At 69.8% G+C, this 19,281-nt stretch carries 23 protein-coding genes; 11 read left to right on the top strand and 12 right to left on the bottom strand.

Translation table 11 applies throughout. From position 1 onward, the window contains the following. Positions 1-10: 10 nt before the first annotated feature. From B2869_RS18000 to B2869_RS17990, 3 genes are all read right to left on the bottom strand, one after another. A complete protein-coding gene (locus B2869_RS18000) occupies positions 11-688 on the bottom strand; it encodes a response regulator transcription factor (protein WP_292769547.1) in 678 nt (225 codons plus the stop codon). A 72-nt stretch (positions 689-760) separates the two neighbouring features. Continuing rightward, on the bottom strand, positions 761-1,294 hold the full coding sequence (locus B2869_RS17995) for a putative immunity protein (protein WP_292769545.1): 534 nt from the start codon (positions 1,292-1,294) through the stop codon (positions 761-763). A gap of 2 nt (positions 1,295-1,296) precedes the next feature. Next, on the bottom strand, positions 1,297-1,731 hold the full coding sequence (locus B2869_RS17990; protein ID WP_292769542.1) for a DUF6194 family protein: 435 nt from the start codon (positions 1,729-1,731) through the stop codon (positions 1,297-1,299). Positions 1,732-1,798: 67 nt separating this feature from the next. Here B2869_RS17990 and B2869_RS17985 point away from each other — a divergent pair, with 67 nt between their 5' ends. Further along, a complete protein-coding gene (locus B2869_RS17985) occupies positions 1,799-2,545 on the top strand; it encodes a MerR family transcriptional regulator (RefSeq protein ID WP_292769539.1) in 747 nt (248 codons plus the stop codon). Here the strand turns inward: B2869_RS17985 and B2869_RS17980 are convergent. Then, the gene (locus B2869_RS17980; RefSeq protein WP_292769536.1) at positions 2,529-3,278 is read right to left on the bottom strand and encodes a DeoR/GlpR family DNA-binding transcription regulator; all 750 of its coding nucleotides are present in this window, start codon (positions 3,276-3,278) and stop codon (positions 2,529-2,531) included. The two genes, B2869_RS17985 and B2869_RS17980, sit on opposite strands and share 17 nt — an antisense overlap. Before the next feature lie 54 nt (positions 3,279-3,332). On the opposite strand from B2869_RS17980, the gene B2869_RS17975 reads away from it, so the two are divergent. Together B2869_RS17975 and B2869_RS17970 are read left to right on the top strand one after the other, a co-directional pair. Beyond that, positions 3,333-3,695: a DUF4406 domain-containing protein gene (locus B2869_RS17975; RefSeq protein ID WP_292769534.1), complete on the top strand. Its 363-nt coding sequence runs from the start codon at positions 3,333-3,335 to the stop codon at positions 3,693-3,695. Positions 3,696-3,712: 17 nt separating this feature from the next. Then, a complete protein-coding gene (locus tag B2869_RS17970; protein WP_029260713.1) occupies positions 3,713-3,889 on the top strand; it encodes a hypothetical protein in 177 nt (58 codons plus the stop codon). 73 nt (positions 3,890-3,962) lie between these two features. Here the strand turns inward: B2869_RS17970 and B2869_RS17965 are convergent, their stop codons facing one another. The 3 genes from B2869_RS17965 to B2869_RS17955 all read right to left on the bottom strand — a co-directional run bounded on the left by B2869_RS17965 (position 3,963) and on the right by B2869_RS17955 (position 5,919). Further along, positions 3,963-5,345, bottom strand: a complete 1,383-nt coding sequence (locus B2869_RS17965; RefSeq protein ID WP_292769529.1) for an LLM class flavin-dependent oxidoreductase — start codon at positions 5,343-5,345, stop codon at positions 3,963-3,965. 71 nt (positions 5,346-5,416) lie between these two features. Continuing rightward, positions 5,417-5,674: a type II toxin-antitoxin system RelE family toxin gene (locus tag B2869_RS17960; protein ID WP_029267965.1), complete on the bottom strand. Its 258-nt coding sequence runs from the start codon at positions 5,672-5,674 to the stop codon at positions 5,417-5,419. After that, positions 5,671-5,919, bottom strand: a complete 249-nt coding sequence (locus tag B2869_RS17955; protein WP_292769525.1) for a type II toxin-antitoxin system Phd/YefM family antitoxin — start codon at positions 5,917-5,919, stop codon at positions 5,671-5,673. Before B2869_RS17955 ends, B2869_RS17960 begins: the two co-directional genes overlap by 4 nt. Before the next feature lie 78 nt (positions 5,920-5,997). Between B2869_RS17955 and B2869_RS17950 the strand changes: the two genes are divergently transcribed. From B2869_RS17950 to B2869_RS17920, 7 genes are all read left to right on the top strand, one after another. Continuing rightward, on the top strand, positions 5,998-7,440 hold the full coding sequence (locus B2869_RS17950) for an adenosylhomocysteinase (RefSeq protein WP_292769522.1): 1,443 nt from the start codon (positions 5,998-6,000) through the stop codon (positions 7,438-7,440). Beyond that, entirely contained in the window at positions 7,437-8,732 is a 1,296-nt protein-coding gene (locus B2869_RS17945; protein ID WP_292769519.1) for an amidohydrolase family protein, read from the top strand. Before B2869_RS17950 ends, B2869_RS17945 begins: the two co-directional genes overlap by 4 nt. Before the next feature lie 37 nt (positions 8,733-8,769). Further along, complete coding sequence (locus B2869_RS17940; RefSeq protein ID WP_029267957.1) at positions 8,770-9,198, top strand: cupin domain-containing protein; 429 nt, start codon at positions 8,770-8,772, stop codon at positions 9,196-9,198. A gap of 77 nt (positions 9,199-9,275) precedes the next feature. After that, positions 9,276-10,127 carry an ABC transporter substrate-binding protein gene (locus B2869_RS17935; RefSeq protein ID WP_292769515.1) on the top strand — a complete coding sequence of 284 codons (852 nt, stop codon included), beginning with the start codon at positions 9,276-9,278 and terminating at the stop codon, positions 10,125-10,127. Next, positions 10,124-10,990, top strand: a complete 867-nt coding sequence (locus B2869_RS17930; protein ID WP_029260707.1) for an amino acid ABC transporter permease — start codon at positions 10,124-10,126, stop codon at positions 10,988-10,990. The genes B2869_RS17935 and B2869_RS17930 overlap by 4 nt, the downstream gene beginning before the upstream one ends. Then, positions 10,987-11,724 carry an amino acid ABC transporter ATP-binding protein gene (locus tag B2869_RS17925; RefSeq protein ID WP_292769510.1) on the top strand — a complete coding sequence of 246 codons (738 nt, stop codon included), beginning with the start codon at positions 10,987-10,989 and terminating at the stop codon, positions 11,722-11,724. The genes B2869_RS17930 and B2869_RS17925 overlap by 4 nt, the downstream gene beginning before the upstream one ends. Before the next feature lie 131 nt (positions 11,725-11,855). Next, positions 11,856-13,223: a heparan-alpha-glucosaminide N-acetyltransferase domain-containing protein gene (locus tag B2869_RS17920; RefSeq protein ID WP_292769507.1), complete on the top strand. Its 1,368-nt coding sequence runs from the start codon at positions 11,856-11,858 to the stop codon at positions 13,221-13,223. Between the two features lie 63 nt (positions 13,224-13,286). On the opposite strand, the gene pnuC is transcribed toward B2869_RS17920, so the two are convergent. The 3 genes from pnuC to B2869_RS17905 all read right to left on the bottom strand — a co-directional run bounded on the left by pnuC (position 13,287) and on the right by B2869_RS17905 (position 15,855). Further along, positions 13,287-14,000: a nicotinamide riboside transporter PnuC gene (gene pnuC / locus B2869_RS17915; RefSeq protein WP_292769504.1), complete on the bottom strand. Its 714-nt coding sequence runs from the start codon at positions 13,998-14,000 to the stop codon at positions 13,287-13,289. Positions 14,001-14,002: 2 nt separating this feature from the next. Further along, a complete protein-coding gene (locus B2869_RS17910; RefSeq protein ID WP_292769501.1) occupies positions 14,003-14,530 on the bottom strand; it encodes a GNAT family N-acetyltransferase in 528 nt (175 codons plus the stop codon). Positions 14,531-14,655: 125 nt separating this feature from the next. Next, the gene (locus B2869_RS17905; protein WP_292769498.1) at positions 14,656-15,855 is read right to left on the bottom strand and encodes a hypothetical protein; all 1,200 of its coding nucleotides are present in this window, start codon (positions 15,853-15,855) and stop codon (positions 14,656-14,658) included. A gap of 83 nt (positions 15,856-15,938) precedes the next feature. On the opposite strand from B2869_RS17905, the gene B2869_RS17900 reads away from it, so the two are divergent. Then, the gene (locus B2869_RS17900; protein ID WP_292769495.1) at positions 15,939-17,288 is read left to right on the top strand and encodes an HNH endonuclease; all 1,350 of its coding nucleotides are present in this window, start codon (positions 15,939-15,941) and stop codon (positions 17,286-17,288) included. A 54-nt stretch (positions 17,289-17,342) separates the two neighbouring features. On the opposite strand, the gene B2869_RS17895 is transcribed toward B2869_RS17900, so the two are convergent. Together B2869_RS17895 and B2869_RS17890 are read right to left on the bottom strand one after the other, a co-directional pair. Next, the gene (locus B2869_RS17895; RefSeq protein ID WP_292769492.1) at positions 17,343-18,260 is read right to left on the bottom strand and encodes a DUF808 domain-containing protein; all 918 of its coding nucleotides are present in this window, start codon (positions 18,258-18,260) and stop codon (positions 17,343-17,345) included. Between the two features lie 34 nt (positions 18,261-18,294). Beyond that, positions 18,295-19,254 (bottom strand): AraC family transcriptional regulator, encoded by a 960-nt coding sequence (locus tag B2869_RS17890; protein WP_292769489.1) that lies wholly within the window; start codon positions 19,252-19,254, stop codon positions 18,295-18,297. Positions 19,255-19,281: the final 27 nt, after the last annotated feature.

The raw sequence follows: 19,281 nt of genomic DNA, 5'->3' as shown, positions 1-19,281 counted from the left end.
CCAGCCGCGGCTAGCCACCGTCAGCCGCCAGCCGATAGCCCGCCCCGCGGATGGTCTCGATGGCCTCACGGCCGAACGGTTTGTCGAGCTTGCGGCGCAGATGCCCGACATAGACCTCGACGATGTTGGGGTCGCCGTCGAAGTCGTCGTCCCAGACGCCGTCGATGAGAGCCCGCTTCGACAGCACCTGGCCGCGATGACGCATCAGGTGCTCGAGCACCGAGAACTCCCGTGCGGTCAGGGTCACGGGCGTCTCCCCGCGCCAGACGCGGTGCGCGGCGGGGTCGAGTCGGAGATCGCCGGCCTCCAGGACGGCCGGACGGGCGACGGCTCCGCGGCGCGCGAGGGCCCGCAGGCGCGCGACGAGGATCGCGAACGAGAACGGCTTGGTGACGTAGTCGTCGGCGCCGGTCTCGAGCGCCTCCACCTGATCCCATTCGCCGTCCTTCGCCGTGAGCATCAGCACGGGCGTCCAGTTCTCCTCGGCCCGAAGCGCCTCGCACACCTTCCAGCCGCTCATGCCGGGCATCATGAGGTCGAGCACGATCGCGTCGTACCGCGTCTCGCGTGCGCGCCAGAGTCCGTCGACGCCGTTGTGCGCCACGTCGACGGCGAAGCCCTCGGCCTCGAGGCCGCGGCGTACGCCCTCGGCGAGACGCACCTCGTCGTCCACCACCAGGATCCGCATCCCTCCAGTGTGGTGGCTCCACGCTGAATCGGGGCTGAAGCGGTCGCCTCGCCCTGCTCCGATTCGAAGAAGTCAGTCGGCGAGGGCAGCCTGGATCTCACGGATCACTTCGCCGAGGGTGCCGGAGTCGAGCAGCCCGGGGCCGAGGGGGCCGGCGGTGTCGGTGCCGAGGGGCGGCAGGTGTCGGAGTGCGCAGGCGGCCTCGACGGAGAGCGTGCGGAGCTGCCATCGCACCTCTTCGACACGTGCTTCGGGAGCGTTCGGGTGGGCCAGTTCGACGGCCTTCGCGGCGTAGGCGGCTGCTCCGAGCGCGTGCGCGCCCATGTGTGCGACTCCTGAGGCCTGGGCTGCCGAGCGGGCTGCGGCGACTCCGGCGGAGGAGGTGGCGCTGCGGGCAGCCCTGCCGGCGACGAAGCGTCGTCGGATCTCGTCCGCGGCCGTGAGGTCACCGCGTGCGAACGCCCGTGCCCTGGCGATGGCGTCCCGGGCCCGAGCGTCGTCGGGCGCCTCGGCCTCGAACAAGGGGAGCACCCGCTCCGCGCAGTCGGCGGCCCACACCGCGACGGTGCGGCGGTCTGTGTCGGTCATGCCCTGTGGGGTCGTCATGCTCACCTCGCTCGGCGTTCGATGCGTGATCGTGCAGCCTCGTGCGCCTCGCGAAGAAGGGTGAGCACCGCATCCCCCGTCCGTTCCGCAGGGTTGATCACGCACACCCAACCGGACGTGCCGTAGAGCGGATGCCGGTGGAACACGTCGGCCTCGGTCGGATCGGCGTCAGCATCCACGATCGACTCGGTCTGTGCCCGCCCGACGTGGATGTTCACCCGGAAGCGTCCCGGAGCGTCGAGGGCGGATGAGGCGTCGTCGGGATAGTCCTTCGTGATGATCGTGCCGTACGGCTGAGTGCGCTCCGGCATCCGTCCGTCGGGCGCGTAGGAGAAGTACGCGTCTCCCCACGACAGCTCCGGAAAGTCGCTTCCGGGCCCGGGCGCGACGACGAGGACACCGTCGAAGCCACGGACCGTCTCGATGATCTTCTGCATTTCCATCCTTCAATGGTGAGGTGGAAGTGCTTATGTGGACTTCTGTCCGTAAGCGAAGGGGGAAAAGGTGCAGAACCCTCAAGAGGCGACATTCACGACGGTGCAGCTCGGACGGCTGGTCGGCTACTCGACCCAGCAGGTGCGCGATCTCGAGCGCCTCGGCGTCATCCCCGCGGCAGAGCGCGGTGCGAACGGGTATCGCCGGTATCGGATGCCGCATGTCACGGCCCTGCAGGCGTACCGCGCGATGGCAGCCGCGCTCGGCCCGGTGCCCGCCCGCCGGCTCATGCCGGACCTGATCGAGGGGACGGTCGAGGGAGCCGCCGAGCGGATCGACGATCTGCACGCGAACCTCTCCCGTGAGCGTTCTCGGGTGCGGGAGGCGCTGAGCGGACTCGATGTCGCCGTGGCCGAGGCCGACGACGTGTTCGCCGAGGAGGACGCGATGACGATCGGCGAACTCGCCCAGGCGCTGGGCATCCGTCCGTCGGCCTTGCGTCACTGGGAGCGCGAGGAGCTCGTGCATCCGCTGCGGGGTGCGGCGTCGACCCGTTCCTACGGTGCCGCCGCGATCACCGAGGCGCGGGTGGCAGCGGCTCTCCGCTCCGGCGGCTACGGCATTCCGGCGATCGCCCGCATCCTCGACGAGGTGCGCACGCACGGTCGCACCTCCGAAGTCCAGCGGATCCTCACGGAGAGGCTGGCCGACCTCACGCGCCGTAGCGTCGCCCTGCTCGGTACCGCGGGGCACCTGCACGACCTGCTCGCCGGCCGTCTCCCCGGGGCGGGATCGTCGGTCACTCCCGAGCGCTGATCAGTGCGGCGAGCCGCTCGACGATCGGATTCGCGTCGAGCGGATCGGTGATGATCGCGGTGATCGCCTCGAACGGGAGGACAGGAAAGCGGGCGGCGGCACCGACCTTCTCCTCGCTGGCCAGCACCACGGTCTCCGTGCACCGCGAAGCGAGTGCCCGCTTCGTCACCGCGTCGTCGAGCTCACCCGTCGTGAGACCGTGCACGGGATCGACGCCGGTCACGCCGAGGAAGAACACATCGGCGGCGAGGTGCTGGATGGCCTCCATCGCGAGTCCTCCGCCGGTGACCAGGGAGTGCCGGGTGAGCTCCCCGCCGATCATGACCACACGGGCGTCGGAGTGTTCGGCCACGGAGAGCGCGACGACGGGACTCGGGGTGATGACCGTGGTGCCGGCGCCGGAGGGGAGCAGCCGAGCCATCGCGAGGGTCGTGGTCCCGGCGTCCAGCACGATCGTCGCTCCGGGACGGATGCGCGCGACGGCCGCACGTGCCACCCGCTCCTTGCTCTCGGTCGCGAGGCCGTGCCGGTCGCGCACCGGTCGTTCGGGCTCGGGGATCGGCAGGGCGCCGCCGTACACCCGCTGGAGCTTCCCCTCCTCGGCGAGTTCGCGGAGATCTCGGCGGATGGCGTCTTCCGACACTCCGAGCTCGTCGGCCACCGCTTTCGCGACGACGCGTCCGTCGCGGGCGAGAAGGTCGAGCAGGTGGTCCTTGCGTTGCGCAGCGAGCATTTGTTTCCTCACGAAGTTGCACGATTGTGCATGATTCAGACTACAGTCATCTCCATGACGAAGCCACTCCTGATCCTCATCGCCGGCCCCTATCGCTCCGGGACGAACGGCGACCCCGACCTCATCGCCCGGAACCTCGCGCGCCTGGAGGAGGTCTCGGGCCCGATCTTCCGCCTCGGCCACGTGCCGATGATCGGGGAGTGGGTCGCGCTGCCGATCCTGCGCACACTCGAGGCGGCCGATGCCGATGCCGGTGACGGTGACGTCATGTACGAGACCGCGCACCGCCTGCTGCAGCACTGCGACGCGGTGCTGCGCCTGCCGGGCGAGTCGTCCGGTGCCGACAAGGACGTCGAGATCGCGCAGCAGCGCGGGCTGCCGGTCTACCGCTCCCTCGAGGAGATCCCCCGGCGGTGATTCCGTAGGCTGGAGGTATGACCAAGAACCTCTGGACCATCCTCGGCGTCGTCCTCGCCGTCGTGATCGCGTGGTGGATCGTGAGCGCCCTGTTCTCGGTCCTCGCGTTCATCTTCAAGCTCGCGATCGTCGCGGTCGTGGCCGTGGTGGTCTTCCTCGTCCTGCGTGGGATCTTCGCCCGCAGCGACGACTGACCCACGGCCGTCGAATCGCGCACCTGGTCGCCGATTCGCCGCGGAAGCGACCACGTGCGCGATTCGAGAGCGGCTACGCCTTCGCGAACGCCCCGACGCGGTACTTCGCGGCGCGGTGCGTGTCCTGCACCCGGTCGCCACGGCCGTGGAGCTTGTTGCGGAGTGTGCCCGGCGCGTACTCCTCGGGGTAGGCGCCGCGCTCGCGCAGCACCGGGATCACGTGCTCGATGATGTCCTGCCAGGTGCCGGGGGTGACCGCGTAGGCGAGATTGAAGCCGTCGATGTCGGTCTCGTCGACCCAGGACTGCAGCTCGTCGGCGATCTCAGTGCCGGATCCGACGATCGTGGGCCCGAGGCCGCCGATCGCGTTGTGGCGTCCGAAGTCGCCGACCGTCCACTCGCGGCCGAGGTCGGCCTCCTCCTTCAGATGCTGCAGCACGGACTGGATCGCGTTCGACTCGACGTTGCCGACCGGCTCGTCCTCCGCGTACTGCGACAGGTCGACGCCCATCCACCCCGACATGAACGTGAGCGCGCCCTCGGGGCTCGCGTAGGAGAGGTACTCGGCGTGCTTCGCCGTCGCCTCCTCGCTCGTCGCGGCGGTGATCACGGTGAGAAGCGTGTAGATGCGGGCGTCGTACCGGTCGCGGCCCGCCGCTTCGAGGGCACCGCGGATGCGCTTCACGGTGCCGGCGAGCACCTCCTTCGAGGGCGCGGCGACGAAGATGGCCTCGGCGTTCTCGGCCGCGAACTTCACGCCCCGCGGGCTCGCGCCGGCCTGGTAGATCACCGGCGTGCGCTGCGGCGACGGCTCGGAGATGTGGATGCCGGGAACGCTGAAGTGCTTGCCCTCATGCCCGATCGGGTGCACCTTGCCCGGGTCGGTGAAGATGCCGCGCTCGCGGTCCTCGACCACGGCATCGTCTTCCCACGAGCCCTCCCAGAGCTTATAGAGCACCTCGACGTACTCGTCCGCGTGGTCGTAGCGGTCGTCGTGGGCGAGCTGGTCCTCCTGACCCATGTTGCGCGCGGCGCTGGGCAGATAGCCGGTCACGACGTTCCAGCCGACGCGGCCCTGCGTGAGGTGGTCGAGCGTGCTCAGCCGGCGCGCGAACGGATAGGGGTGCTCGAACGCGGTGCCGGCCGTGATGCCGAAGCCCAGGTTCTCGGTGACGGCCGCCATCGCGCTCACCAGCAGGATCGGGTCGTTCACCGGCACCTGCGCGCCGTTGCGGATCGCGGCCTCGTTCGTGCCGCCGTACACGTCGTAGGTGCCGAGCACGTCGGCGATGAAGATGCCGTCGAAGGTCGCGCTCTCCAGCAGCTTCGCCAGATCGGTCCAGTACGAGATGGTGTTGTACTGCCGTGACCGGTCGTCGGGGTGCCGCCACAGGCCGGACGACTGGTGGGCGACGCAGTTCATGTCGAAGGCGTTGAAGCGGATCTGACGGGTCATGGGCTCCATGAAAGGCGAAGGGCGCCGGCGAAGCCAGGGTCTCCGACATGCACGGACACATTCCGGATGGGTCAGCGCTCGTAAACGTCCCGCCGATGCCCCAGCGTAACGACCGCGACGACGAGCACGTCGTCGTCGATCGTGTAGATGATGCGGTAGTTCCCGACGCGGACGCGGAGTCCGTTGCGTCCCTGCAGTGCCTTCGCTCCCGGCGGGCGGGGATTCTCACCGAGCAGAGCGATGGCCCCGCGGATCCGGTCGCGATCCTGATGGTCGACCTTCTTCAGTGCTCGAACCGCAGCTGGGCGCAGTTCGATCCGATAGCTCACGTCCAGCCCAGGTCGGCCTTCACCTGATCCCAGGGGATATTGGGCCCCTCTTCTGTCATCGCCATGTCGAACGCGGCTGCGTCTTCGGCGTCTTCGAGCGCGTCCAGCATCCGCTCGTACTGTTCCGGACTGACCACCACTGCTGCCCGCTGGCCGCGCCGCTCGATGAAGACCGCCTCTTCCTGGGAGCGGGCGATGACCGTGGAGAGGTTGTTGCGCGCGTCGGCGACGCTGATGGTGGACATGAATCAATTGTACATCTGGGTGTTGGAGATGTACATGTTTCGTCCGGCGCCCTCCTCCCGTGGCTCTACCCTTGACTGGTGACCGACGAGACCGCGACAGCCCAGCGTCTGGTGCGCCGCTTCGCCCGCGAAACCAACCTGCTCGTCTCCGGTCGGGACTTCTCTGTCGTCGGGACGGATGCCGTGGCCGACGAGCTGCGCCGGCTGCTGCCGGCGCTCGGGGCTCATCTCGGCGATGCGGGTGTCGTGTTCGCGCCAGGGGAGGCCCCCGAGATCCTGCTCGACGGCCACGCGCTCCCGATGCGCGAGACGGCGGAGGATCGCGTCGACGCCGCAGGACGGCACATGCCCGTCGCGACCGCTCTCGCGACGCGACTGCGCGAGGCCGGAACGGTGCGCGGTCTGCGGATCGGCATCGCGATGGTGCTCGAGCCCAAGACCGCCCAGCTCGCCCTGCTGCTGCGGGATGCCGGCGCCACGGTCGCCGTCTACGCCCACCCCGATGAGATCGACGTCGAGGTCGCCCAGGTGCTGCGCTCCCGCGGCATCCCCGTCGACGGTGATCCTTCGCTCTCCGGTGCTGCGGAGCGCGCTGCCGCGGTGTCGTTCCTGCGCCGCGGCTTCGACCTGCTGCTCGACGACGGCTCGCACCTGATCCGCCTCGCTCATGAAGAGGGTCTCGCACGGCAGCTGCGGGGTGCGGCGGAGGAGACGACGAGCGGACTCACGCCGCTGCGGCTCATGGAGCGCGAGGGGCTGCTCGAGATCCCCGTGATCGCGGTGAACGACGCCCTGACCAAGACCTCCTTCGACAACCGCTACGGCACCGGCCAGTCGTGCGTGTTCGCGATCGCCGATGCGCTGGACGAAGTGGGCATCGACCTCCGCGACCAGCCTGCCGTCGTCGTCGGCTACGGCCCGGTCGGTGAGGGCGTCGCCGCGCACCTGCGGGCCCTCGGCGTGCAGGTCGGCGTCGCCGAGACCGATCCGGTGCGTGCTCTCCGAGCCGCGCACGACGGCTATCGGATCGGACGACTGCACGACCTCGCCCCGGGAGCGCTCGTCGTCTCGGCCACCGGGGCGCCGCACACGGTCGACGCCGAGGTGCTGCGAGCGGCGGCGATCGTCGCGGTCGCGGGCGGGGTTCCACACGAGGTCGACCTCGACCCTGCGACGCTGCGACCGTTCGCGGGCGAGAAGGGCGCATCCTCTCCGTTCGTCGAGCGCGCCGGCGAAGGTGCGCTCGTGATCGCCCGAGGCGGGTGCGTGAACCTGTCTGCCGGCGAAGGCAACCCGATCGAGATCATGGACCTCTCGTTCTCGGTGCAGCTCTTCGCCGTCGAGCACCTCCTCACGCACGGTCTGCCCGCCGGCGTGCATGCGCTGCCGCCCGAGACCGACACCGTCATCGGCGCGGCCGCTCTCGCCCTGCGCGGCGCGCACATCGACCAGCGCAGCCCGGCGCAGGTCGAAGCGCAGCGCGAGTGGCGCTCGCCGCGATTCCGAGGAGAATCCGCATGACCGCCGTGACCGTCTATTCCGCGGGACTCGTCGTGCCGATCACCGCGCCGCCGATCGTCGACGGCGCGGTCGCGGTGCGCGACGGCCGCATCATGCACGTCGGAGAGCGCGAGTGGGTGCTGCGGTCGCTGTCCGAACGGGGCATCGCCGCCGACGAGGTGCACTGGCCCGGGGTCCTGACCCCCGGGCTCGTGAACGCGCACACGCACTTGCAGTACACCGGCATGGCCTCGGTCGGGCGCGGGCAGTACGACGGCTTCGACGACTGGGTGCGCGCTTTCGACCCGGTGTACGAAGGCGGTCGCGACTGGGCGGCGGATGCGGCCGACGGTGCGACGCAGGCGCTGCGTTCCGGCACGACGGCTGTGGCCGATGTCGTGACCGATCGTCCGGCGGCGACCGCGCTGCACGATGCCCGGCTGCACGGCATCACCTACTGGGAGGTGATGAGCTGGACCAACGCCGACTGGGCCCGTACCGGGCGCGCGCAGGTGGAGCAGGCGCTCGACGCCCTGCCGACCCCGCCGGGGACGGGCCTTTCACCCCACGCCCCCTACTCGCTCGACATCGAGCCGCTGCTGGAGATCCCCGACATCGTGCGCGAGCGCGGCGGACGCATCCACATCCACCTCGGCGAGGCCGCGTTCGAGAGCGAGTTCGCCCACGAGCATCCCCAGGCGTGGCACACGGCCGGGCTCGCCAGCTTCCAAGAACTGCGCCAGGCCGGATTCGGCACCAGCGCCACCGAGTTCGTCGATCAGCTCGGCGTGCTCGGGCCCGACTGCCACATCGCGCACGGCGTCTACATGAGCGCCAGGGACCGCGCGATCCTGCGGGAACGCCGCACGACGGTGGCCCTGTGCCCGCGGTCGAACGCCGTCATCGGACTCGAGGAGCCGCCGATCGCCGCGTACCTGCGCGAGGGCAGCCCGATCGCCGTCGGCACCGACTCGCTGTCGTCGAGCCCGTCGCTCGACGTGCTGGCCGACGTCGCGGAGCTCGCGCGCATCGCCCGCGCGCAGGGGTACACCGACCGCGACCTGCACGCGCGCCTGCTCGGTGCCGCGACCCTCGGCGGTGCGCACGCCATGGGGATCGACGTGGGCCCGGACCGCACCGGCTACCTCGCCGTGGGGGCCCTCGCCGACCTCACCTTCTTCGACGTCCCGGCGGGCCCCGATGCGGTGGTCGAACTCGTCGAGCACGGTGCCGGCCGTACCGCTGCCACGATCATCTCCGGCGAGGTGCGCTACGCGATCGACTCCTTCGACCGTGCAGCGGTCACCCCGTGACCGTTCCGATCGCCACCCCTGGAACTGGAGGCATCTCATGACGCAGCGCCCCGCGACCGCCGAGCGGCTCGACCTCGCCCCGCATCCGGAAGGCGGCTGGTTCCGCCGCACCTGGACGAGCCCGCTTCCCGTCGAGACGCCGAACGGTCAGCGGCCGGCGGCCACCTGCATCCACTACCTCCTCCTGCCATCGGAGAAGAGCGAATGGCACGTCGTGACCAGCGACGAGTTGTGGCTGTGGCACGGGCCCGGCCGACTCGAACTCCGCCTCGGCGGAGACGGTGCGGAACCGGGCGAGGCGACGGCGATCGTGCTCGGCCCCGGAGAGGCGGCGCAGGTGCGTGTGCCGGCCGGCGTCTGGCAGGCCGCGAGGCCGCTCGACGCCGACGAGGTGCTGGTGTCGTGCTTCGTGTCCCCAGGTTTCGACTTCGCCGATTGGCGACTCGCCGCATCGCCTACTCTGTAGAGGCAGACCGTGTCTGCAGAAGCAGACCCGTCCTGCCTCGCCGTCTTCTCCATACCCTTCCTCGCCCTGGAGTCATCGTGCCCTTCGCTCCCGCCCTCCGCCGCGCTGCAGCCGTCGCCGCTGCTGCCGCCGCCATCGCCCTCACCCTCTCCGCCTGCAGCTCGCCGTCCACGGGCTCCGGCAGCGGAGACGGCTCGGGCCTTCCGACCGTGACCGAGGGCAAGCTCACGATCGCGACCGGCGAGCCCAACTACGAGCCGTGGTTCGTCGACGACGACCCCTCCAACGGTGAGGGCTTCGAGGGCGCGGTCGCCAACGCCGTCGCCGAGCAACTCGGCTACACGGCCGACGACATCGTCTGGGTGCGCACCACCTTCGACGGCGCCATCGCACCGGGCCCCAAGGACTGGGACATCAACCTGCAGCAGTTCTCCATCACGGATGACCGCAAGAAGGCCGTCGACTTCTCGTCGCCGTACTACACGACCACGCAGGCCGTCGTCGCGGTCGGCGGCTCGCCCGCGGCATCGGCGACCACGATCGACGAGCTCAAGGCCACCGAGGTCGGCGTGGCCAGCGGGACCACCAGCTACACGGTCGCCAAGGCCCAGCTCGGCGAAGCGAACCTCAACGTCTTCAACTCGGTCGACGACGTGGTGCTCGCGCTCAAGGGCGGACAGATCGACGCCATGATCACCGACCTCCCCGGCGCCTTCTACGTCGTCGGTGCCCAGCTCGACGACGGCGTGGTGACCGGTCAGTTCGCCGACGCGAACGGCGGCGACGACTTCGGCATCGTCCTTCCCAAGGGCTCCGCGCTCACGGCCGACGTCACCAAGGCCGTCGACGCCCTGCGCGACGACGGCACGCTCGACGAGCTGCAGCAGAAGTGGCTCAGCGACGCGGTCGACGTCCCCGTCCTGAAATGACCTCGACCTCCGTCGACGCGGAGTGGCAGCCGAGCGAACTCGAGCTGTCACGCCGCGCTCTGCGGCGTCGGGCGACCACCCGATCCATCCTGATCGCGTTCGGCAGCAGCATCGCACTGTTGGCGGTGCTCGTCGTCGTCGTCGTCAACACCCCCGGCTGGGCGATCGTCAGCCAGACGTTCTTCGATCCGCAGGTCGCGCTGGAGAGCATCGGTCCGATCTTCCAGGGACTGCTCGTCAACCTCCTGGTGCTCGTCATCGCCGTGGTGTGCGTCGCGATCCTCGGCACGCTCCTGGCTACCATGCGCTCGCTGCGCGGCCCGGTGTTCTTCCCTCTGCGCGCGATCGCCGCGGCCTACACCGACTTCTTCCGTGGCATCCCGCTGCTGATCGTGCTGTACCTCGTGGGGTTCGGCATCCCCGCGCTGATGATCTTCCCGCGCATGCCCCCGATGTTCTGGGGCACGATCGCGCTGGTCCTCACCTACTCCGCCTATGTCGCCGAGGTGCTCCGTGCAGGCATGGAGGCCGTGCATCCCTCGCAGCGCATCGCCGCGCGGTCGCTCGGGCTGACCCACGGGCAGACGCTCCGGATCGTCGTGATCCCGCAGGGCGTGCGCAAGGTCGTCCCCGCCCTCATGAACGACTTCGTCTCGATGCAGAAGGACGTGGGGCTGATCTCGGTGCTCGGCGCCGTCGATGCGGTCCGTGCGGCACAGCTGATGGTCGCCGAGACCTACAACTTCACACCGTACGTCGTCGCCGGCCTCATGTTCATCGTGCTCAGCTGGCCGATGATCCGCCTCACCGATGTCGTCACCGCGCGTCTGAACAAGCGCGAGCAAGCCGGAGGAGTCGTATGAGCGTGCCCGTGATCGAGGCCAGGGGTGTGCGCAAGCGCTTCGGCGATCATGACGTGCTGCGCGGCATCGACCTCGCGGTCGGCACGCACGAGGTGGTCGTGCTGATCGGCGCGTCCGGCTCGGGCAAGTCGACCCTCCTCAAGACCATGAACCTCATCGAGGGCATCGACGACGGGCAGATCTTCCTCTCCGGCGAGGACATCACCGACCCGCGGGTGGACGCCGACGCGGTGCGGGCCCGGATCGGGGTCGTGTTCCAGCACTTCAACCTGTTTCCGCACCTGACCGTGCTCGACAACGTCACGCTCGCCGCCGTGCGCGTGCACGGCATGCGCAAGACGGAGGCGCGCGCCCAGGCACGCGCGTTGCTCGACACGCTCGGCCTCGGCGCCAAGGCCGACGAGTACCCCGACCGGCTCTCCGGCGGACAGCAGCAGCGCGTGGCGATCGTGCGCGCGGTGCTCACGCACCCCGAGGTGCTGCTGCTCGACGAGATCACCAGCGCCCTCGACCCGCAGCTGGTGGGCGAGGTGCTCGATCTGGTGCGACAGCTGAAGCAGCAGGGCGCCACGATCGTGATGGCGACCCACGAGATGTCGTTCGCGCGTGAGGTCGCCGACCGCATCGTGTTCCTCGAGCACGGTGTCGTCGTCGAGCAGGGGTCGCCCTCCCAGGTGTTCGATGCCCCGCAGCAGGCGGCCACCGCGGAGTTCCTGGCGCGCGTGCAGCACTGACGCCCGGCGGGAAGCGCGCGGCGTCGACGCTCATCCGCTCGACGGATCGAAGCGGTACTGAGGGTGGATGCGCGCCCTCGGAGGCGCGTGCTGAGCTTGAGGTCTCCGCCGATTCCTCGAGAGGTCCCCACGTGAGCACGCCCCACATCATCCCGTCTTCCGCCGCGCCGACGGCCGACGCCTCCGCAGCCGACTCCGGCGACGGCCCGCGCCGCGGCGGAGGCGCCCCCACGGGCAGGCGCCGCATCGTCGGCGTGGATGTCGCTCGTGGGCTCGCCCTGGTCGGCATGTTCGGTGCGCACCTGATGGTCGCGAGCGGTCCCGACCTGACCCTGACCGACCCGTCGACATGGCTCGACATCGTCAACGGTCGCTCCTCGATCCTGTTCGCCCTGCTGGCCGGGGTCTCGCTCGCGCTGATGACGGGCGGTGCCCGTACCGCGTCACCGGACGAGCTCCGGAAGATCCGATTGCGTCTGGTCGGTCGCGGGGCGGCGATCTTCGTGATCGGGCTCGTGGTCGAGCTGCTGGGCTCGGGAATCGCCGTGATCCTCACGCTCTACGGCGTGCTCTACATCCTGGCGGCGTTCACCGTCCACCTGCGCACCAGGGTGCTGGTGATCGCCGGCGCGGCGCTCGCCATCCTCGGTCCTCCCCTGCTCGCCCTGATCGGCACGCTCTCGCCGGATCTGGGCGGCCCGGGGCTGTCGCTGGTGCTGTTCGGCACCTACCCGATCACGGTCTGGGCCGCGCTGCTCTGCGCCGGCCTCGTCATCGGGCGCCTCGACCTGACCAGGGCGAAGACGGCGGTCGTGATGCTCGTCTGCGGAGGGCTGATCGCGATCGGCGGCTACGCGCTGGGCGCGCTCCTCACGCCGCCGCAGCTCGACGTCGCGTCGTCGAGCTCGACGTCCGGTTCGGGTTCGGGTTCGGGTTCGATGGGCATGATCCCCGGGGACGAGGTCGACGTCTCCGGACTGACATGCCAGACCAGTGACGGCGTCATCGTCTGCTTCCCTCCGGAGACGGCCTCGCTGTTCACGGACGACGGCGGCGGCATCGAAGAGGGGCAGTCGTACATCGATCGCGTGGCTTCGGAGGACCCGCCCGCGAAGATGCTCGAAGCGGTCATCAGCGTCTCGGCCCACTCCGGCGGCGTGCTGGAGGTGCTGGCATCCGGCGGCTTCGCGGTGGCCGTCCTCGGCCTGTGCCTGCTGGTGACCCGTTATGCGCGGTGGGCCGTTCTCCCGCTGGCAGCCTACGGCGCGGTTCCGCTCACCGGCTACGTCGTCCAGGCGATCCTCATCCTGGCGGGGGCGGCGACCTGGCTGCCCAACCCGGTGCTGCCGTGGATCGCGCTCTCACTGCTCATGATGGCCGGCGCGCTCATCTGGACGCGCACGGTCGGCAAGGGCCCGCTCGAACGACTCACGGCGTGGGCAGCCGACGCCATGGCGCTGACAGCGAAGACGACGCGCACGGCGAAGCGCCGGCGCTGAAGACGGCCTCGTGTCGAGGAGGGGCGACATCGAGGCGGAGGGGGATGCCCGGGGGAGGGGAGCTCAGGCGAGCTCTTCCTCCTCCGGCCGTCGCGGGCTCGGGTCGGGTGGCAGGATCTCGATCGGGTGTGCGGCGGTGTGCTGCGCCCGCCACCAGATCACGAAGCCGATCGCGGTGAAGACGCCGTAGAAGACGTACATGAAGCCGGTGGCGTAGTAGCCGGAGCTGAACAACAGCGGCACCCCGACCACGTCGACGGCGATCCAGACCAGCCAGAACTCGGTCCAGCCCTTCGCCATGCCGTAGGTGGCCAGCAGCGAGCCGACGAACGTCCAGGCGTCGGCCCACACCGGCTCCCACGAGCCCAGCAGGCGGAACAGCGGTGTCAGGGCGACCGTGCCGACGACCATCACCAGCACCATGCCGATGCGGGCGCTCGTCGGCGCCCAGCGGGGCACCACGCGTCCGCCGTCGAGGTTCCGCCAGCGCACCCATCCGTAGATCGCGACGGCGATGAACATGATCTGCCGCCCGGCCTGACCCAGCAGGTGCGGCAGCGACGGATCGGGGCTGAGGGCGGAGCCGAGGAAGACGGTGAGCAGCAGCAGGTTGCCGATGATGCCGACCGGCCATGCCCACACCTTGCGTCGCATGCCGCCGAGCGCGCTGGCGAGACCGAACGCGTTGCCCACGACCTCCCGCACCAGTAGCGTCTGCCCGCCGGGCAGCATCCACTGCGAGTTGAAGGCGTCGACGAACCACTGCAGCAGGTTCATCGTCAGGATCCGGCGTCGGGTTCGGGGCGGTCGTCGAGCACCAGCTGCAGCATGCTCAGATCGAGCCAGCGTCCGAACTTGGCACCGACCTGCGGCATGCGTCCGACCTCGACGAAGCCCAGGCGCTCATGCAGCGCGATGGAGCCGGCGTTCCCGCTCTCGATCCCGGCGATCATCACGTGCATCCCGGCATTCCGCGCACGATCGACGAGCGCCGACATCAGGGCGGTGCCGATGCCCCGACCGTGCTGGCCGTCGACGACGTAGACCGAGTGCTCGACTGTGTGGCGATAGCCGCTGTGCGGACGCCATTGCGCGTACGACGCGTAGCCCAGCACCCCCGTGTCGTCGACCGCCACGATGACTGGGTAGCCGCGGCCGGTGCGATCGGCGAGCCAGGCGACACGGTCGGCGAGGTCCACCGCCTCCTCGTTCCAGATCGCGGTGGTGTGCAGCACGGCATGGTTGTGGATCGCGGTGATCGTCTCGAGATCGGCGGTCTCGGCGTCCCTGATTCGCACGGCTGTCATCGGCGGGCGTTCTCTCTTCTTCTGCGCTTCGGGTGCGCATCGTTCTTCGGCGCTTCGGGTGCGCATCGCCGACGCTAGCAGGAGGAGCGGGCGCCGGGCGTGCTGCGACCGAACAGTTACAGAGCTCAGCCTGCCGCCGTCGTGCTCACGGCTTCGCGCACGAGGATCGCACGCCGCATGTCGGCCATGATCGGGTCGAAGAAGCGCTCCCGGTAGCGGGCCTCGCTCACGGCGGAGAACACGAAGGGGAGGGCGGCGATCACCGAGAGCAGGGTGGCCGCCTTGAGCAGGTTGACGGTGAGTGGCAGCTTCGCCCCGAAGAACTCCAGAGGCTGCACCGCGAGGGGCTGTGCGGTGCTGCCGGGTCCGAGCCAGATGCCGACGACGCCCGTGGGGACGGCGATGCCTCCGATCACGATCAGCAGCGCCGCGAGGAGCCCGGCGAAGAACAGGGCCTGCACCAGCTGCGCCACGGTCATCGCGAGCAGGATGTTGATGCGCTGCGGCGCGCGCAGGCGTGTCGGGGTGCCGTCGGCGACGGGGCGGCCTTCGGCGGGCGTGCCGATGAGCAGGGCGGCGCGCTGTTCGGCGCTCGGCGCCTGAGCGTCATCGTCGATCTCGGAGGCGCTGACCCGCAGCACGACGATGCCCGCGAGCACCGCGACGACGAGGCCGAGCAGGGCGATGGATCCCCAGGAGAGGGCGGACGCCATCTGCCAGACCTCGGCGGAGAAGAACGAGAACACGACGAGCATCAGGATCACCGGGAGGGCGATCGATGCCATGTGACCGATCGCCGAGGCGTTGCGCACCGCGAGGCGGGAGGCCCAGGAGATCATCGCGCCACCGCCCATGCCGGTCACCAGGATGCAGAGGCCGAGCACCAGGATCGTGCGGAGGACCGGCCCGACGGTCGCGTCGGGCTGGGCGCTGTAGCCGTAGACGATCGTGAAGGCGAGGCACGCGGCGATCAGGACGAGCGCGACCGCGGTGCCGATGCCCACCGGGAGGCGACGCAGCAGGGTGCGCACGAGGTAGTAGGCGGCCCACGCGAGCCCGATCGCGAGCAGGAAGATCACGACGGCGAAGAGGACGAGCAGGATCTCCCACTCCGTGGAGTCGTCGTCGAGGGCGAAATCGAAGACGACCTCGAGCCCGTCCTGGAAGAGGTACGCGGCCACCGCGACCCACGCGATCAGTGGCGCGACGCGGCGGGGGAGGTCGGTGAACCAGCGGCGCAGCGGAACGAACGTCGGAAGGCCCTGCTCACGGAACCAGCGGTCGGCATCGCGCTTCGTGCTGCGCAGCTTCGGGGACGCGGACATGGCGATGAGACTACGGCAATGACGAGGCGCGGAGTTATCCACAGGCCTTCCTGAGATTCGAACATATCTTCTAAGATGGAGGTATGGCGAACCCGCATCTGAGCCCGCTCCTCGAGGCGATGACGTACCTCGAAGACGCGTGGGGCGATGCGACGAACGCGGCCGATCTGAGCCGCGCGCAGCTGCTCGATGCGCACCGGGCGATGGGACTGGTACAGCGTCGGCTCGACGGCATCCATGCCGAGATCGCGGCGGGCATCGCGCGGGAATCGCGTCCGGAACTGGGGTCTGCGGGTCTCGCGAAGCAGCAGGGATTCCGCAACCCGGCGACCATGATCGCCGCCACGACCGGCGGATCGACGGGCGATGCGGTGCGGCTCGTCAAGGTGGGGGAGGCAACCGCGCCGCGGGTGAACATCATCGGCGAGAAGCTGCCCCCGCGGTACCCCGAGGTGCAGCGGGCGATCGGTGCCGGTGAGCTCAGTGCGGCGGCCGTGGCGCTGATCGTGGCCCTGCTCGACCGGGCGCGCGTGAAGGCCGGGATCGAGCGGATCGTCGATGCCGAGCGACTGCTCGTCGAACGCGCGGCAGGGCTGTCGCTCGATGACGTGCGCAAGCTCGTCGTGCACGCCGAGGCCTGGCTCGACCCCGACGGCGTGGCTCCGCGCGAAGGTGAGGCCCGGTCGCGGCGCTCGCTGACGATGTTCGAGCGCGACGGATCGCTGCACCTGACCCTGCAGACCGACATCGCGTCCGGCACTTCCGTGAAGGCGGCGATCCAGGCATACGTGACGGCCACGTTCCAGGCGCGGGCGCACGTGCTCGACCCCGAAGCGCCCGATGCCGACCGTCGTACGGTCGCGATGATCCAGGCCGATGCGCTCGTCGAGATCTGCGCGCATGCGAGCGGATGCGAAAACGGCGGGCTTCCGGTATCCGGTGCGACCGTCGTCGTCCGCGTGGGGCTCGACGACCTGACCGCCGGCACCGGATTCGCGACGGTCGACGGCCTCGATGGGCCGGTCAGCATCGCCTCCTGTCGTCGGATGGCGGCGGGTGGGGGCATCATCCCCGTCGTGCTCGGCGGTGGCGGCGAGATCCTCGATTGGGGGCGCGAGAAGCGGCTGTTCACCCGCGCCCAGAGACTCGCGCTCGTAGAACGCGACGGCGGTTGCGTGATGTGCGGGTTGCCCCCGCAACTCACCAGGGCGCATCACCTGCGCTGGTGGCAGCGGGATGCCGGACCGACCGATCTCGACAACGGAGTGCTGCTCTGCGGGAGCTGTCATCATCGCATCCACGACAACGAGTGGGAGATCAGGATCGAGGGACGGGGGTTCGCGGCGCGGGTGTGGCTCATTCCGCCGCCGCACGTCGACCCCGAGCGCATGCCGAGGCTCGGCGGCCGAGCCCGGTACGACATCGCGGCGTGAGTGCGCCGGCGTGGATTCGTGTTCTGGCCTGTGCGGACAGTCGTGTCTCGATGTTCAGACGTGCACGTCGGCGGGGGATGCCTCGCCCTCGTGGAAGCTGGGGGTCTTGCCGAACAGGCGGGCGATGCCGAGCACGATCCCGACGACGAGCAGCCCCAGGATGAGACCGGCGATCGCGGAGATGATGGTGTCCACGATCCAGACCACGACCGGACCGAGGCCATGGAGCGCGTCCTCGACGGCGTGCAGCACGTCGACCGGGAAATGCCACCCCACCTCGCCGAGGTTCACCAGCACGAGATGGCCGCCGACCCAGAGCATCGCGACCGTGCCGAGGATGCTGATGAAGCGGAACACCGCGGGCATCGACCGCACGATCCTGGTGCCGGTGTGCCGCACACGCTGCACCGGGTTCTTCGCCATCTTCAGGCCGATGTCGTCGATCTTCACGAGCAGCGCCACCGCGCCGTAGACGACACCCGTCATGAGGAGGGCGATCACAGCGAGGATCGCCAGCGTCGCCCAGACGTCGAGCCCCTTCTCGAGGCTCGCGAGCGAGATGAGCATGATCTCGGTCGAGAGGATCAGGTCGGTGCGCACCGCGCCGAGCACGAGCTTCCTCTCATCACGCGCACCCTCGTCGGCGTGACCGTGCTGCACGCCGAACCACTCGAGCACCTTCTCGGCGCCCTCGAAGCACAGGTAGGCCCCGCCCAGGATCAGCAGATACGGCAGCACCCACGGCGCGAACGCGGTCAGCAGCAGCGCTGCCGGGATGATGATCAGGAACTTGTTGGCCAGCGATCCGAGGGCGATCTTGCCGACGACGGGCAGCTCCCTGGCGGGCGTGAGGCCCTGCACGTACTGCGGCGTCACCGCGGCGTCGTCGATCACGACGCCGGCCGCCTTGGCCGACGCCTTCATCGCTGCGCTCAGGATGTCGTCGACGACGGCCAGAAGTCCAACGGACATGGGTGTTCCCCTCGTGAAGTGCCGGATGCTCACACTACCGACTTCGCGACGCCGCACTCCCGCTCGACGGCGACGCATCGCGCGTCTGCGAGAGTCGCATCGCACTCGGCCGGCAGCCGTAACCACGATGAAAAGCGGCGAGCAGACCGTTGTGGGTGAGCCCCACGGCTCGCGCGGCGTTCGCGACCGGATAGCCCCGGTGCAGAAGAGCGACCGCTGCCTCGAGGCGGACCGCCGTACGCCACGTCGTGTAGCTCGTTCCGAGCTCCGCCACGAACGCGCGGCGGATGCTCGTCGTGCTCGTGTGCAGCCGTCGGGCCCATCCGTCCAGAGTGCGGTCATCCGAGGGGTCGGCATGGAGGGCGGCACTGATCGCGACCGTGAGGGGGCCGTGCAGCTCGGCTCGAGCGAGTCGTGCGATCTCCGCCCGCATCCGCGTGCGCTCTGTGGCAGGACACCCGCTCCCGGCGGCGTCCGGATCTCCGCCCGCGGCCTCCACAGGCGTGCCAGCGGCGACCGGATCTCCGCCCGCGGCGACCGGAGTCCCTCCTTCGCGGACCGGGCGGTGGAACCCGCCCTTCCGCAACGCGGCGCACAGGATCGGGGAGGCGTCCGTGCGGGAGATCGAGGTCGCCAGCAGGCGGTTGCGCAGCTCTCCGGTCACGCTGACCGCACACGGCGTCGGCACCACGTCGGTCGGCGAACCCGTGCGGTGCACGAACGGCGCGAATCCCGGATGGAAGCGCGCGGAATGCGGGAATCCCGCGGGAATCCACACCCCCTGGCTCTGGTCGACCGCGAACCGCTCGCCGTCCACGTCGATCACGGCGCTGCCGCTCAACGCGACGATGAACTGATCGTCGTCGTGGCGATGCGTGCCGTGTCCCCATGGGCCGAATCCATCCTCCTCCGACCGCTCCTCTGTCTCGGCGTCGACATCCTCTCCCGCCTCGGAGCGCGGCTCTGGAGCGACGGATGGAAGTGGACGGAACATGGGACTCCTGGAACGCTGAGTGGGAAA

The sequence above is a fragment of the Microbacterium sp. UBA3486 genome (assembly GCF_002377845.1).
In the GTDB taxonomy this organism is placed as follows: Bacteria; Actinomycetota; Actinomycetes; order Actinomycetales; family Microbacteriaceae; genus Microbacterium; species Microbacterium maritypicum_A.
Note: the sequence above shows the minus strand (reverse complement) of the source record. Positions and strands in the feature narration are given on the sequence as shown.